This window comes from Trinickia sp. Y13, from assembly GCF_029522115.1.
Taxonomy (GTDB): Bacteria; Pseudomonadota; Gammaproteobacteria; order Burkholderiales; family Burkholderiaceae; genus Trinickia.
On sequence record NZ_JAKWFK010000005.1, the window covers coordinates 13002 to 27977 of the forward strand.

At 65.3% G+C, this 14976-nt stretch carries 15 protein-coding genes; 10 read left to right on the forward strand and 5 right to left on the reverse strand.

Going from position 1 to position 14976, the window contains the following annotated elements:
* The 4 genes from MMB74_RS10900 to MMB74_RS10915 form a co-directional block, all read right to left on the reverse strand.
* Window positions 1-1020, reverse strand: a complete 1020-nt coding sequence (locus MMB74_RS10900) for a dihydrodipicolinate synthase family protein (RefSeq protein ID WP_277428652.1) — start codon at window positions 1018-1020, stop codon at window positions 1-3.
* A 78-nt stretch (window positions 1021-1098) separates the two neighbouring features.
* Window positions 1099-2109 carry an NAD(P)-binding domain-containing protein gene (locus MMB74_RS10905; RefSeq protein ID WP_277428653.1) on the reverse strand — a complete coding sequence of 337 codons (1011 nt, stop codon included), beginning with the start codon at window positions 2107-2109 and terminating at the stop codon, window positions 1099-1101.
* A gap of 79 nt (window positions 2110-2188) precedes the next feature.
* The gene (locus tag MMB74_RS10910) at window positions 2189-3160 is read right to left on the reverse strand and encodes a LysR family transcriptional regulator (protein WP_277428654.1); all 972 of its coding nucleotides are present in this window, start codon (window positions 3158-3160) and stop codon (window positions 2189-2191) included.
* Window positions 3147-4073, reverse strand: coding sequence for a LysR family transcriptional regulator (locus MMB74_RS10915; RefSeq protein WP_277428655.1), 927 nt, complete (start codon window positions 4071-4073; stop codon window positions 3147-3149). The genes MMB74_RS10910 and MMB74_RS10915 overlap by 14 nt, the downstream gene beginning before the upstream one ends.
* Window positions 4074-4347: 274 nt before the next feature.
* Here MMB74_RS10915 and MMB74_RS10920 point away from each other — a divergent pair, with 274 nt between their 5' ends.
* The 10 genes from MMB74_RS10920 (at window position 4348) to MMB74_RS10965 (ending at window position 13609) form a co-directional block, all read left to right on the forward strand.
* Window positions 4348-5262: a transporter gene (locus MMB74_RS10920; protein ID WP_277428656.1), complete on the forward strand. Its 915-nt coding sequence runs from the start codon at window positions 4348-4350 to the stop codon at window positions 5260-5262.
* Window positions 5263-5339: 77 nt separating this feature from the next.
* Window positions 5340-6500 carry a prolyl oligopeptidase family serine peptidase gene (locus MMB74_RS10925; protein WP_277428657.1) on the forward strand — a complete coding sequence of 387 codons (1161 nt, stop codon included), beginning with the start codon at window positions 5340-5342 and terminating at the stop codon, window positions 6498-6500.
* Window positions 6501-6531: 31 nt separating this feature from the next.
* Window positions 6532-7482: a VOC family protein gene (locus tag MMB74_RS10930; RefSeq protein ID WP_277428658.1), complete on the forward strand. Its 951-nt coding sequence runs from the start codon at window positions 6532-6534 to the stop codon at window positions 7480-7482.
* 17 nt (window positions 7483-7499) lie between these two features.
* Window positions 7500-7853, forward strand: coding sequence for a Rieske (2Fe-2S) protein (locus MMB74_RS10935; RefSeq protein WP_277428659.1), 354 nt, complete (start codon window positions 7500-7502; stop codon window positions 7851-7853).
* 42 nt (window positions 7854-7895) lie between these two features.
* Window positions 7896-9026: an FAD-dependent oxidoreductase gene (locus tag MMB74_RS10940; protein WP_277428660.1), complete on the forward strand. Its 1131-nt coding sequence runs from the start codon at window positions 7896-7898 to the stop codon at window positions 9024-9026.
* A gap of 15 nt (window positions 9027-9041) precedes the next feature.
* Entirely contained in the window at window positions 9042-10247 is a 1206-nt protein-coding gene (locus MMB74_RS10945; protein ID WP_277428661.1) for an MFS transporter, read from the forward strand.
* Window positions 10244-11065: a cyclase family protein gene (locus MMB74_RS10950; RefSeq protein WP_277428662.1), complete on the forward strand. Its 822-nt coding sequence runs from the start codon at window positions 10244-10246 to the stop codon at window positions 11063-11065. The genes MMB74_RS10945 and MMB74_RS10950 overlap by 4 nt, the downstream gene beginning before the upstream one ends.
* Entirely contained in the window at window positions 11062-11658 is a 597-nt protein-coding gene (locus MMB74_RS10955; RefSeq protein WP_277428663.1) for a cupin domain-containing protein, read from the forward strand. The genes MMB74_RS10950 and MMB74_RS10955 overlap by 4 nt, the downstream gene beginning before the upstream one ends.
* A complete protein-coding gene (locus tag MMB74_RS10960) occupies window positions 11655-12662 on the forward strand; it encodes a fumarylacetoacetate hydrolase family protein (protein WP_277428664.1) in 1008 nt (335 codons plus the stop codon). The genes MMB74_RS10955 and MMB74_RS10960 overlap by 4 nt, the downstream gene beginning before the upstream one ends.
* Window positions 12659-13609, forward strand: a complete 951-nt coding sequence (locus MMB74_RS10965) for an NAD-dependent epimerase/dehydratase family protein (RefSeq protein ID WP_277428665.1) — start codon at window positions 12659-12661, stop codon at window positions 13607-13609. The genes MMB74_RS10960 and MMB74_RS10965 overlap by 4 nt, the downstream gene beginning before the upstream one ends.
* Before the next feature lie 169 nt (window positions 13610-13778).
* Here MMB74_RS10965 and MMB74_RS10970 read toward each other — a convergent pair whose 3' ends face one another.
* Window positions 13779-14969, reverse strand: a complete 1191-nt coding sequence (locus tag MMB74_RS10970; protein WP_277428666.1) for an acetyl-CoA C-acyltransferase — start codon at window positions 14967-14969, stop codon at window positions 13779-13781.
* Between the last annotated feature and the right edge of the window lie 7 nt (window positions 14970-14976).

Below are 14976 nucleotides of genomic sequence, written 5' to 3' on the forward strand. Positions count from 1 at the left end.
TCAGCAGGGGAAGCGTCCCGCCATGAAGGCGGAATCCGGATCGGCAGTCACGGGCAGGCCCGAGGCCGCGAGCCCTTGGCGCAGCGTCTTCATAATCCGATCCGGCACGCGCATCGCCGGGGCGCGCAGTGGGCCGCCGTTGAAGCCGGCCAGCCAGTCCTGGTATTTCCACATCGTGCGGTTTAGCACGCCGGTGCCGCCCGCATACGTCTGCGCCGCGGCACCGTTCGCGTTGCGCGCCGGGTTCACTTTCCAATACATCGCCATCGCCTCTTCCCATTGCCCGTTGCGCGCGAGCTCGAACGCCTTCGGGTAATAGCCGCTCATCCAGGCCGTATTGCTGGTGCCGGAGAACTGCAGCTTCATGAGGCTCATCAGCGGAATCGCATCGCCTTCGATCGGGCAACTGATCACGACTTCATCGCGGAAGTGGTGGTACATCTCGCAGATGCCGGCGGGCAGCGGAAAGCCTTGCTCCGATTTGATCGCGACGATGTTCGGGCAGTCATCGAGCAGGCGGCGCACCAGATCCAACGACATGCCCGCAGGGTGCACGCGCTCGAAGCCCCAGAGCGGAATCGGGAACAGCATCACCGCGAGATCGGTCGCGTCGCAGAAGCTCTTGGTGTAGTCGTAGATCTCCTGCTCGGTGGTCGGCCAAAACTGAGGCGGGTATGAGAGCAGCACGATGTCGGCGCCGGTTTTTTCAGCGAGCTTCACGGCTTCGATGTTTTCGGTCAGCGTGCCGAACGCGGCATGAAAGAACAGGCCAAGCCGGTCGCCAGCCGTTTCGCGGGCCCACGCGGTGAACTGCGCGTTTTCTTCCGGCGTGATCGCCACCTCGCTGCAAAGCAGCGTGTAGCGGAAGCCGAATTCCATTGCCAATTCGATGTCGTGACGGATGCCGCGCTCGTTCAGGCGCTTCAGGTCCGCGCTATGGCTCGGAATCGTGACGGCCGAGCAGCCGGTGAGGTATTCGCGCGCCCAGGCGCGGGCATCGACCTTCTTGTAGCGAGCCATGAGGGAGCTTCTCCTTGAGTAAGTCTTCGAGTGAGTTATTGAGTGAATCTTCGATTGAGTTCGCGGCGATCCGAAGCGCTATTTCGCAATGGGCGTGATGGTTACCGGAAGGGCCACGCCGACGCCTTGCCGGACGGCGCGCGCGAGCAACATCTCGGCGATCACGACGTCCTGGAGCGCGGACCCGACGGACTTGTACAAAACGATGTCGCCGTCGGCACGGCGTGGCACGATGTCTCCCGTCGCCAGCGCGCCAAGAGAGACGAGGCGGTCGGCGAGCACGACGCCGGCGCGCGCGGCGGCGATGGCGTCGCCGGTGTCGTGCTCGACCTCTTCGGGCATGTCGGCGACGATGCACGCCGCACGCGCCATCGTCTCTTCGTCGACTTCGCGCTGCTCGGGCAGGGTCGAGCCTAAGGAGACGACGGTGACGCCCGGCGGTAGCCAGGCGCCGCGCAACACCGGAGATTCGTCGCGGCTGCGCGCGGCGCAAATGACGACGTCCGCGTCTTTCACCGCAGCCTCCGGCCGGTCCACCGCGGTGATGTCCGTGGCAGGGCGGAAGTGCTCGGCAAAGCGCTCTCGGCTCGCGGGCGTGGGGCTGAAGACGCGCACGCTTTGCACTGCTCGCACGGCGGCGAGGCACTCGAGCGCACCGCGAGCCTCGAAGCCCGAGCCGATCACCGCGACATGCAATGGCCGCCTGGGTGCCAGCAACGTCAGAGCGAGCGCGGCGGTGGCCGCGGTACGCAAGCCCGTCACGCGATTGCCGTCGATCAGCGCGCGCAGCGCCATGGTCTGCTCGTCGAACAGGGAAATCAGATAGCTGGCCCGGCGCGCGCGGGTATTGGCGGCAATCAGCTTGCAGCCCATATGTCCGCCGCTCGGCGAGACGGCGGTTAGGCTGCGCAGCCACGTGCCCTCGCCGCGAGCCATCGTTCGCGGCGGTACCATCGCGGGCGAGACGGGTCTCGCATAGGCGTCGGCCAGCGCCGCGACGGCGGAAGGCCAGTCGGCGAGCGATGCGACATCGGCGTCGCTCAAGAAAAGCGTCGGGCGGGAGGATTCGGCGGTGACTGCGTCTGACATGGTGCGGGCCTGGAAGTAAGGGGCCAACACACGATAGAGCGCGCTGCGCGTTTAGGGCACTGCCTAACGTCGAAAGCAGCTATGTCGAAATTCGATGACTGGCCTCCAGCGCGTCGGCCACGGCGCTGACCAAGCGCCGCACGGCGCGGGTAGCCCGCGTCTGCGGGCGGCGCGGCGATTCGGCCAGCACGACGAATCGCTCGAGGACGGGATCGACGATGCGCGACGAGGCGAGCCGCGCATCGAGCTTCCCGGGCAGGACGGAAGCAATGGCATAGCCGCCGCCGGCCGCCACGACTTCATATTGGAGTCGCACGGAATCGACTTCGACGGCGGCTTGCAATGCCACGCCATGTTCCGAAGCGAGGCGGTCGAGCCGTGCCCGCAACAGGTGAGGCCGGCCCGGCACGACGAGCGGCAAGCCGGTCAGCGCCGCGAGCGGCACGTCGCCGTTGGCGACGACGGCGTCGCCGCGAGGGGCGACCAGATGCAGCGGCACCCGTGCGAGCACGTGGCAGTCGCCGATGCTCGCTTCGTCCTCTTTCAAGACGACGGCCATATCGAGCCGGCCTTCGCGCAGATGCTCTTCGAGCTGCGCGCTGGCGGCTTCCGTCAAATGAAGACGAACGGCCGGCAACTGCGCTCGCGCGGCAGCGAAGAGGGGCCCGGCATAGTGGTTTACCGCCGACGGCAGCAGGCCCAGCAGCACCTCGCCAGCGGGCTGGCCGCGCGCGCTGCGAATGTCGTCCGCGAGCGCATCCGCTTCGGCCGCGAGACGCGTGACGCGCGGCAGCATCTGCTCGCCAAATTCGGTGAGGACGACACCGCGTCCGGTGCGGCGAAACAAACGCTCACCGCATTGCTGCTCGAGCTGAGCGATATGGCGGCTGACCATCGACTGCGGCATATCGAGCGCCGCCGCCGCGCGGCTCAAACTGCCCGATGCCGATACCTGCAGAAAGACGAGCCAGCGCGGATCGACGATGGTCGGCGCGCCGGCCACCGCGCGCCCCCCGTGATCGTGCGACTGCCCTGGCTTAGCGAGCGTCACGACGGGCCTTGTCCATTTCCACGACGGCCTCTTTCAGCAGCCCGCGCAACCACGTGAGCCCAGGGTCCGAAGTGCGATGCTTGTGCCATTGGACCGATTGCTCCATCGTGGGGACGGCGACGGGCACGTCGCGCAGCACGATCGGCAGGCTGCGCGAGGCCGCTTCGGCGAGCCGCCGGTGCATGGTCGCAATCCGATCGGTGCCAGCCAGCAGATAGGCCGGTGAGAGGAAGCTGTAGGTGCTTGCCTCCACACGTCTGACGATACCGAGTCGCTGCATGAACCAATCTTCGAGCGCGGTTTGTCCCTCGCCGACCTGTACGACGACATGCCCTGCCGCCATGTAGCGCTCGTTCGTCATTTCGCCGTGCGCGAGCGGGCTCCGATCCCACACGACGCAGCAGAACGATTCCTCGAGCAGCACTTCGGCCGGATGCTCGGTGGAGCAATACTCCTTGGGGATGATCAGGATATCCGCTTCGCCGCGCTCGAGCAGCCGGTGCGGATAGGCGACCTGCGGGCGCAACTCGAAACGGATGCCCGGCGCCTGCGCGTAGGCCAGCGCAAACAGGTGCGGCATCAGCGTTGTCATCGTGTAGTCCGATACGAAGAGGCGGAACAGGCGGTTGGCCTGCGCCGGCAGGAATTCGGGCTGGGCCGTCACCGTCGCTTCGACGCGCACGAGAATGTCGCGCACGTTGTTCCTGAGCGCCTCCGCGCGCGGCGTCGGTTCCATTTTGCGGCCGACCTGCACGAGCAACTCGTCGTTGAAGTACTCGCGCAACCGCGCGAGCGCGTTGCTCATCGCCGACTGGCTCAAGTGAATCTTTTCGGCGGCCCGGCTGATGTTCTGTTCGCTCAAAAGAGCGTCGAGCGCCACGAGCAAGTTGAGGTCGAGCTTGTTGAACCGCATGCGTGCTGTCTCCGATCACGCGTTTATCAGGGTTTAGCCTGAAAGTATTGACGCTGTCGATATCGGCAATGGATCGAATCCATTTTTAGGATACCTCGGCCTATCTTAACCTAGGCGTCATCTTGAAGCGATCAGGCATCGCACATCGCATCGGGAGACCAGCGTCAGGGCATTTTCGGATCGAAGGTACCGCCGTACGGTGTCCGAACGCCCGCGCTTTCCACTATTAAAGAGACGCCAGGCGGCGCCAGCGCCCCTAGGACGAGGAGACAGCATGTCGAGGAAACTGATCGCGGCCGCTATCGGCTGCACGATGTTGGCCGCCGCTTCGATGAAGCAAGCTCGAGCATTCGAAGGCGGTGTTTCCCCCTATCCCGCGGGCGCGGTCGGCACGAACATCGCCAATTTGCCGCCGATCCCGGGTTTGTTCGCGCTCGAGCAATTCAACTACAGTTTTGCGAACGGCCTTTACGGCAACGATGGCAAGAAGTTGCCGATCCCGTTCAAGACTTCGGTGTTTTCCGAAACCACCCGTCTGCTCGCTTCGTATCCGTTTCACCTCCTCGGAGCGAACGTCTATACGCAGTTGGTCATTCCGGTCGTGTCGCTGCATACGAGCGTGTTCGGCCAGTCGAGCACGCAGGGCGGCTTGTCCAATATCACGCTGACGCCGGTGCTGCTGCAATGGCATCTCTCGCCTAACCTGACGATCGCGTCCGGCCTGGACTTCGCGTTCGAGACGGGTTCCTACAGCCCGGTCAAGCCGAGCGTGGCGGTGGGCTACACCTCCGTGCAACCGGTGTTCTCGGTTCGCTACAACGTGCCCAATGGGATCGACGTCGCCATCGCGAACCGCCTGTTGCTCAACACGAAGAACGGCACGACGAACTACCGCTCGGGCGACGGCTACGTGGGGGAGTTCGAAGCCGGTTGGAACTTCGGCCCGTGGAAGCTCGGCGTGGTTGGCGCGTATCTGAATCAGTTCAGCGACGACAAGGCGAATGGCGTGAACGTAGGCAACCGCATGCGCACCTTCGGCATCGGCCCGTCGATCGTCTACGACGCGCGAAGCTGGAACGTCAACCTCAACTATCAGCAAGGCATCTATGCCGCGAACACGGCCAAGAGCAGCAGCGTCTGGCTGAACATCGCCATCCCGTTGTGGCCGGGCTTCGGACGCAAAGGCTGAGCCTCGCCGTGGGCCGGCGCGCGCCTATGAACGGGCCGTTGCCGGGCCGTCCGCAATTTCAACTAAGGCAACCCGCCATGTTTCGCTACTTTCCTACCAATTACGTCTGGGACCTGTCCGTCAATCTCGCCATCGAAATGGGCGCACGCATGGGCGAAATCGAGGATATGTGCGGGCCGCTGCAGGAAGCGGCCAAGCAGCCGGACGCGGACGGCACGCGTGCGTTTCGCGAGGCGTGGGTCAAGACGGCCGATCGACTCTGCGATCTGGCGGCCGAAGACGAAGCCCGAGGGCGCCTGCTGTCGGCCGGCGAGAAGTACAAGCGGGCCGCAATTTATCTGATCACGGCCGAGCGCATGCTGGCCCACGATTCGGCAGGGCGCATCGATCTGTACCGCCGCTCGCTCGATATGTTCGACAGGGCAATCGCGCTCAAGGGCGAGAACTGCGAGCGCGTCTCGATTCCATACGGCGACAAGCATCTGTCGGGACTTCTCGTCAAAGCGCACCCGGCCGGCGCGCGCAGCCCGCTGCTCGTGCAAGTGAACGGGCTCGATTCGACGAAGGAGATGAAGTACTTCGTGGGATTGCCGGCGTGGCTCGCGGAGCGCGGCGTGTCTTCGCTGATCGTCGATCAACCCGGAACCGGCGAAGCGCTGCGTCTGCACGGCCTGCATGCGCTCTACAACTCGGAAGTTTGGGCAAGCCGGATCGTCGATTGGCTGGAGCGGCGTGAGGACGTCGATCCCGAGCGCATCGGCATGGAAGGCGTCTCGCTGGGCGGCTACTACTGTCCGCGCGCAGTGGCCTTCGAGCCGCGCTTCGCCTGCGGCGTGGTGTGGGGCGCCAATCACGACTGGCGCGACGTGCAGAAAAAGCGCCTGCAGCGCGAAGGCGATTTCCCCGTGCCCCATTACTGGAAACACGTCTGCTGGGTCTGGGGCGCGAAAGACATCGACGACTTCATGCGCATCGCCGAGGACGTGCATCTGGACGGGGTGCTCGATCGCATCAAAGTGCCGTTCCTCGTCACCCATGGCTCGAAGGATTCGCAGATCCCGGTCGCGTGGGCGCATCGCACGTACGAGCAGCTCGTGAACAGCCCGAAGCGCGAACTGAAGATTTTCACGGAACGCGAGGGTGGGGTGCAGCACTCGAGCTTCGATAACTCTATCAATGCGGGGCAGTTCATCGCCGACTGGGTGGCCGAGACGCTCGGCGGACGCACCGCACGTTGACTCTTTCCTCTTTTTCAAGCGCGCAAATCTCATGAACATCATCGGACTCGATACGCTCGTCTTCGGCGTGGACGACGTCACCGCCTGCAACCGCTATTTGATCGACTACGGCTTGCTGCCGATGCGCAGCGACGATCGCGGCGGCCGCTTCGAGGCGCTCGACGGTACAGGCATCGACATCATGCACCGTGACGATCCGACCTTACCGCCCGCACTCGGCACGGCGAGCATGCTGCGCAAGACGATCTACGGCGTCGCCGACGCCGCGACGCTCGATGCGATCGCCGAGGAACTGCACCGCGACCGCGAGGTGCGCCGGCTCGCCGACGGCTCTGTCGAATCGGTCGACGACATGGGTTTCGTCATCGGCTTTCAGGTGACGCAACGCCGCGCGTTGTCCCTGCCCGCCGAGCCGGTGAACGCGCCCGGTGCGTCCGCGCAGCGCGCGCCCAATGTCGTGGCCGTGCGAGACGATATGGCGCTCACGCCGCGTACGCTTTCGCACGTCGTCTATTTCGTGCCCGATGCCGCCAAAGCGGAAGCGTTCTACGTGGAGCGTCTCGGGTTTCGCTGCACGGATCGCTTCACGGACGTCGGTCCGTTCCTGCAGCCGGCCGGCACGCTCGACCATCACACGTTGTTCATGATCCAGACACCGCCGTTCATGAAAGGCTGCGAGCACTTCACGTTCCACATGGGCGGGCCGACGGAAGTCTTGCAAGCCGGCACGCGTTTCGTCGCGAAGGGTTACCAGTCGTTCTGGGGACCCGGGCGCCACCGGTTCGGCTCGAACTGGTTCTGGTACTTCAACAGCCCGCTCGGCTGCCATGTCGAGTACGACGCCGACATGGACCTGCACGACGCAGCGTGGAGCGCGCGCGAAGCGCCGATGGGCGCCGACACGTCGCAACTGTTCCTGTTTCAGCACCGCGAGAACTGGGCGCCGGGCGGTCCGCCGGCGGCGGGGGCGAAGGCCGATTAGCCGCGCAACATACCGCCATGTCCAAGTCATTCCGTTCGATTCGCCTCGCGCACGTCGATGATCTGGCGGATCCCGGCACGCGGGGCTTCGATCCGGGCCGCGCGGGGCACGACACGCTGTTCGTCGTGCGCCGCGGCGCGTCGCTTCGCGCGTACCGCGACGCGTGCCCGCATTTCGGCGATACGCCGATGGCCTGGCGCAAGGACGCCTATTTGAATGGCGACGGCACCCGCATCGTCTGCCACGCGCACGGCGCGCAGTTCGACATCGCGACCGGCGAATGCCTGCTCGGGCCGTGCCTCGGTCAGCGGCTGACACCCGTCGAAATCGAAGTGACGAGCAGCGGCGACATCATGCTCATTTCGGCATGACACACCTACACCAAAACCAGATGTAAGAAGGAGACACCCGCAATGACCGCCCCTGTTCAACACGTCCTCGTCATAGGCGGAGGTTTCTCCGGCATGGCGACGGCGATTCAGTGCGCCAAGCTTGGTTTCACGGTCGATCTCGTCGAGATCGACCAAGGCTGGCGCTCCTATGGTGCGGGCATCAGCATCGGCGGCCCGACGCTGCGCGCGCTGCGCACGATCGGCGTGCTCGACGCCTTCTTCGAGCGCGGTCATGGCGGCGACGGCGTGAACCTGTTCACCGCAGGCGGCCACCCGATCGGCACGCTGCCGACGCCGCGCGTGGCCGGAGAAGACGTGCCCGGCGGCGGCGCGATCATGCGTCCGGCGCTGGCGGACATTCTCGCCAAGGCCACGCAGGCAGCCGGTGTGCGCGTGCGGCTCGGCTGCACGTTCACGGGGATCGAGCAGCGAAACGACCAGGCTCACGTGTCATTCACGGACGGCACGCAGGGCAGCTACGACCTGGTGGTCGGCGCCGACGGCCTCTATTCGAAGGTGCGCGAAGCCATATTCCCCGACGCGCCGAGGCCGCGTTACACCGGCCAAGGCGTGTGGCGCGCCGTGGTGCCGCGGCCGGCCGACATCGTGTGCGCGACGATGTGGCTGGGACAGAAGGTGAAGGCGGGCGTCAATCCCGTCTCGCAGAATGAGATGTACCTCTTCGTCACCGAGGACAGGCCGACCAACGAACACATCGATCCGGCCGCATGGCCGCGCATGCTGGCGGATTTGCTGGCACCGTTCACCGTGCCGGTGCTCCAGTCGATCCGCGCGCAGCTCGGGCCGCAATCGCACTGCAACTATCGTCCGCTCGAAAGCCTGCTGCTGCCGCAGCCCTGGTTCAACTCGCGCGTGGTGCTCGTCGGCGATGCGGTGCATGCCACGACGCCGCATATGGCGGCAGGTGCGGGCATCGGGATCGAGGATGCGATCGTCCTTGCCGAAGAGTTGGGACGTGGGGCGACGGTCGAGGCCGCCTTGCAGGCATTTCAGACGCGTCGCTGGGAGCGCTGCCGCATGGTGGTGGAAAACTCCGGGCGTCTCGGCGAGATCGAGATCGCCGGCGGCGACAAAGCGGAGCACACGCGCATCATGCGCGAGACCCATATGCGTCTCGCGCAGCCGATTTGATCGAACGGAGGCACGATGGAAACGAATCTCTCGCCGGCGACCCCGGCGCATGGCAACGTGGCAGCCGGATCGGATGCCGCCGCGCAACTCGGCGCGCTTGGCACCGCCGCGGTGATGATCGCGCATTGTGCCGGTATGGTCGACCTCGTCGCCTTGCCGGTCTGGGTCGGCACGCTGATAGGCTCGTATCGGCTCGATCCGCAACAAGCAGGCTTGCTCGTGACGCTGTTCCTGGCTGGCGCCGTGCTGAGCAGTCTGTTCTTCTTCCCGCGCGTCAATCGCCTGCCGGCGCGCGCGATGGTTACCATCGGCTTCGGCGTCGCGACGCTCGCGTTCCTCGGCACCGTATCGTTCGGCGGATATGCCGCGATGGCCGCGCTGCACGCCGTCGCGGGCCTCGCCGCCGGATGCGCTTTGAGCTTCACGCATGGCACGATCGGACGCAGCCGCAATCCGCATCGTCTGTTCGCCATCGCGGGCCTCGCGTTGGGCATTTTCGCTATCGCATTTCTCGGGGCAACGCCTGGGCTGATTGCGGCGCATGGCGGCTCCACGCTGTTTCGCGTTTTTGCAGGCCTGATGGGCGTTGCGACGATTGCATGCGCGCTCGCGTTTCCGTCGCTTCGAACGCGGCGCGGCAAGGCGACGGCCGACGAACCGCGTTTCGAGCGCGCCATCTGGTTCGGCATGGCCGGCGTCGGTTGCATGGGCTTGACCCAGGCGATGCTGTTCAGCTTCATCCAGCGCATCGGCCTCGACCGCGGCTTCGGCTTGAACGCGGTGACCGCGACGCTGATTGCGCTCGGCTTGGTCAACCTCTTTCCAGCACCTGTTGCAGGACTGCTCGAAACGCGGGTTCCGGGCCGCCGGGTCGTGCAGGCGGGGCCCGTCGTTCAAGCCGTGCTCGCGCTGGTTATCACGCAAAGCGTGGCGTTCGGCCCGTATGCGGCGGCCACCTCTGTTTTCGCCGCGGTCATGATCTTCACCCATACCTTCGCGTTCGGCATCTTGGCCCGCGTCGACCGAACCGGCCGCGCCGTTGCAGCGACGCCGGCGATGCTGATGACGGGCGCCGCGATCGGCCCCGTGCTCGGCGGCACGCTCGTCAAGCAGGCAGGCTACGGCAGCTTGGGGATCGCGGCGGCGCTGATCACCGCCGCAGCCGTGCTTTGCTTCTCGCGCCTCGAACGCGCGCCCTCTTTGTCAGGAGTCCAAGCTTGAAATCCATTCGCCGATTCGTCGATCTTTCGATCTATCTCGAGAACGATGTGCTATCGGATCCGCCGCCGCTCGCGCCGAAGATCACCTACCAGAAGCATGGCGACACATTGCCGGAATTCATGGCGATGTTGCCGGGCACGAAGCCGGAGGACTATCCCGATGGCGAGGCGGCCGCCGCGGAATGGGTCACGCTGACCACTCACAGCGGCACGCATCTCGACGCGCCCTGGCATTTCCATTCGACGATGGATGCAAGCCTGGGCGAGGCGAAGCCTTCGATCACGATCGATCAGGTGCCGCTGGAGTGGTGCTTCCAGCCCGGCGTCAAGCTCGATTTTCGTCACCTGCCCGATGGCTACGTCGTCACGGCTGCCGACGTGGAGGCGGAACTCGCGCGCATCGGCTGTGCGCTTCAGCCGCTCGACATCGTCATAGTGAACACGCGGGCGGGTTCCCGCTACGGGCATAGCGATTACGTCAATGCGGGTTGCGGCATGGGCTACGAGGCAACCATGTATCTGCTGGAGCGCGGCGTGCGGCTAACCGGCACCGACGCATGGAGTTGGGATGCGCCGTTCTCGTACACGGCGAAGAAAATTGCGGAAACGGGCGATACGTCGCTGATCTGGGAGGGGCACAAGGCGGGGCGAGACATCGGCTATTGCCATCTGGAGAAACTGCACAACCTCGAAGCGTTGCCGCCGACGGGCTTCATGATCAGTTGTTTTCCGCACAAGATTCGAGGCGCATCGGCCGGATGGACGCGCGCCGTTGCGATCCTCGATGGTGCCCATACCAACGGAGAGGTAGCAGCATGAGGTTTGCTTCGATACGTCGTGTCGTGACCGGCCATGACGCGAACGGGCGCGCAATCGTCGCATCCGATGGCCCGCTTCCCACCGTGGTGGAGATCGCCGCCATTCCAGGCACGGTGTTCCACGAAGTGTGGAGTACGTCGGAGACGCCGGCTGCCGTGAACAACGCGCCCGATCCCACGACGGGCCCGCTGACGTTGTCGCCGCCTAAGCAAGGCACGCGGATGCGCTTCGTCGACATTCCGCCCGATACCGCGGAATTCCTCGCACATGGTGCGACGAAAATGCACGCGGCGTTCAGCGAAGTGGGTGACGCCGATGCGTCGACGGTGAAGGCCAATTCGCCGCATCCTCTGATGCATCGCACGGAGTCGATCGACTACGGCGTGGTGATTGAAGGCGAGATGACGTTGATTCTCGACGATGCCGAGATTGCATTGGCACCTGGCAGCGTTGTCGTTCAGCGGGGGACCAACCATGCCTGGGCGAATCGCTCCGGACGTCCATGCCGGATGCTGTTCGTGCTGATCGACGGGACATACGATCCGGCGATTGCCGCCGCGCTCGCCGCGTCTGCGGAAGGGAGCGCACGATGAAATTCGCCACTGTGCCCGATGGCGGCACCGATGGCCGCTTACTGCTTGTGTCGCGCGACCTTCGCCATGCCGTCGAGGCTTCGCCGATCGCACGCAGCTTGCTCGATGCGCTCGAGCGCTGGGAGGAAGTCGTTCCCGACCTGCAAGCCCGCTATGAAGCGCTGAACGCCGGTTGCGTCCCGCAGGCGCATCCGTTCGACCCTTCGGCATGCGCCGCCCCCTTGCCGCGCAGCCCGCAGTGGTGCGACGCCTCGGCGTTTCTCAATCACGGCCGCCTGATGGAACAGGCGTTCAATACACCGCCGATTCCCGAATTCGACACCGTGCCGGTCATGTATCAAGGCGCGAGCGACGATTTCCTCGGCCCGATGAGCGATGTACCGCTGCCCGACGAGGCCGACGGCATCGATTTCGAAGGTGAATTCGGGGTCGTGGTGGGGCGCGTGCCGATGGGCGTATCGGCTACCGATGCGCTCGAGCACGTGCGCCTGATCGTCCAGCTCAACGACTGGAGCCTGCGGGCTTACGGGCCGCGCGAGATGAAGACCGGCTTTGGATTCCTGCAGGCCAAACCGTCCACGAGTTTCGCCGCCGTTGCCGTCACGCCCGACGAACTCGGTGCGCACTGGCGTGACGGTCGTGTCCATCTGACACTGCATGTGCAATGGAACGATCGGTGGTTCGGGCATCCGCATGGCCGCGAAATGAATTTCGGCTTCGACGAACTCATCGCACATGCGGCGCGCACGCGCAGGCTGTCGGCGGGGACGATCATGGGGTCCGGCACAGTATCGAACGTCAGCCGCGACGCGGGCTCGGCGTGCATTGCGGAGCGTCGCGTGATCGAGATGATCGACGAAGGCAACGTGCACACGCGTTTCATGCGCTTCGGCGAACGGGTGAGAATGACGGCCCGCGACGAGTCGGGGCGCGCGCCGTTCGGGACGATCGATCAGCGGGTCGTATGCGCGTCGAGTGCGGGCAACGAGGAGTCGAAGTCGTGAGAGTGCTCGTGACCGGGGCGGGTGGATTCGTCGGGACCGCGCTCGTCGAGCGATTGCTACGCGATGGTCTCGCCACTGCCGGCGACGTCTCGGAGCTAGTGCTGATCGACCGGCAATCCGGTGGGCCGTACAGCGACGCACGAATCACTGAGCTGGCCGGCGATTTCAGTCGCCCGGAGACCCTCGATCCGTTACTGTCGAAACCGGTCGACGTCGTCTTCCATTTGGCCAGCATGCCCGGCGCGCAGGCGGAAGCCGAACCCGCCGAAGGCGATCGCGTGAACTTGTGGGGCATGCTCGCGCTGTTCGAGCGCCTTGCCAAACAGGCGACGGAGCATGGGCGGGTGGCACGCGTGGTTTATGCCAGCAGCGTTGCAGTGTACGGCGACGCGCTGCCAGCGGCGATGGACGAGCACACCGCGGCGCGGCCGACAACCAGCTATGGCACGCACAAGCTGATCGGTGAACTCGTGCTAGCTGACTGGACGCGGCGCGGGAAGCTGGATGGCCGCGCGTTGCGCCTGCCGGGAATCGTGGCGCGTCCCGAACGCTCCGCGGGCCATGGCTCCGCCTTCATGAGCCAGATCTTTCGCGCGGCACAGCGAGGCGAAGCCTATACGTGCCCGGTCTCGCCATCGGCAATGGTGTGGTGGATGTCGCGTGTATGTTGCGTCGATAACCTGCTGCGAGCCGCACGCTTGGCTTCGGAAGGCTCGCCTGCGGGCCGGGTTTGGATGCCGCCGGTGTTGCATCTTTCCGTCCAAGCGATTGTCGATGCGCTGGTGCGGCGCTTTGGTGCGTTCGAGATCGACTATGCTCCCGTCGATCGGATCGAGCGGCTCTTCGGACGGCAGCCGCCGTTTGACGACCGTCACGCGATGGAAGCCGGATTCGTCCATGACGGGACGGTCGACGCGCTCGTTGTACGGGCGCTCGAGTTGGAATAGGTGCTGTTCGATCGCTGCGTGCGGCACCCACGTCGTTCTCGGTGAAGTCGATACGGAGCGATCAATCTGTCCGATTGAATGAAGCGCGCGCAATGTCGCAAGAACGATCTGCCACCGGGCCGGCAGATGACGATCACCGGTCGCGTGACGCGCTCGCCCGATGCACCTGTTACGCGATGCGCTCGAGCGCGATCGCCGTCGCCTCGCCGCCGCCGATGCACAGCGATGCGACGCCGCGCTTCAGGCCGTACGTTTCGAGGGCGGCCAGCAGCGTCACCATTACGCGCGCGCCCGATGCGCCGATGGGATGCCCGAGCGCGCACGCGCCGCCATGCACGTTCACCTTGTCGTGCGGCAGATCGAGATCGCGCATCGCGGCCATCGCGACCACCGCGAACGCTTCGTTGATCTCGAACAGGTCGACGTCGCGCAGGTTCCAGCCGGTTTTTTCCGACAGCTTGCGCAGTGCGCCGATCGGTGCGGTGGCGAACAGGCCTGGCTTGTCCGCGTAAGTCGAATGCCCGACGATCACAGCCTTCGGCGCAAGGCCCAGCCGTTCTGCTTCCGAGCGGCGCATCATCACCAGCGCGGCCGCACCGTCGGAGATCGACGACGCGTTCGCGGCCGTCACCGTGCCGCCTTCGCGGAACGCCGGCCTGAGCGTCGGAATCTTGTCGAGCTTCGCCTTGCCAGGCTGCTCGTCTATCGAAACGACTGCTTCGGACTTGCCGGCCTTCACGGTCACCGGTGCGATCTCGGACACGAAATGCGCTTCGGCGATCGCGCGTTGCGCGCGCGTCAGCGACGCGATCGCAAACGCATCCTGCGCTTCACGCGTGAACTGGTACGCCTGCGCGCAATCCTCGGCGAAGGTGCCCATCAGGCGGCCCCTTTCATACGCGTCTTCGAGCCCGTCGAGGAACATGTGGTCGAGCACCTGCCCGTGGCCCATCCTCATTCCCGCGCGCGCTTTCGGCAGCAGATACGGCGCATTCGTCATGCTTTCCATCCCGCCCGCGACGGCCACGCCCGCCGATCCCGCTAGCAGCAGGTCGTGCGCGAACATGGCAGCCTTCATCCCGGAGCCGCACATCTTGTTGACCGTGGTCGCACCCGCCGCGAGCGGCAACCCGGCCTTCAGCGCGGCCTGCCGTGCCGGCGCCTGGCCCTGGCCGGCTGGCAGCACGCAGCCGAACACGATTTCATCGATGCGCTCGGCCGGTACGCATGCGCGTTCCAGCGCCGCGCGAATCGCCACCGCGCCGAGTTCGCTGGCGCTGGCCGCCGCTAGGTCGCCCTGAAACCCGCCCATCGGCGTGCGCGCCGCACCGACGATTACGATCGGATCCTGTGTCGTCATGATTCAT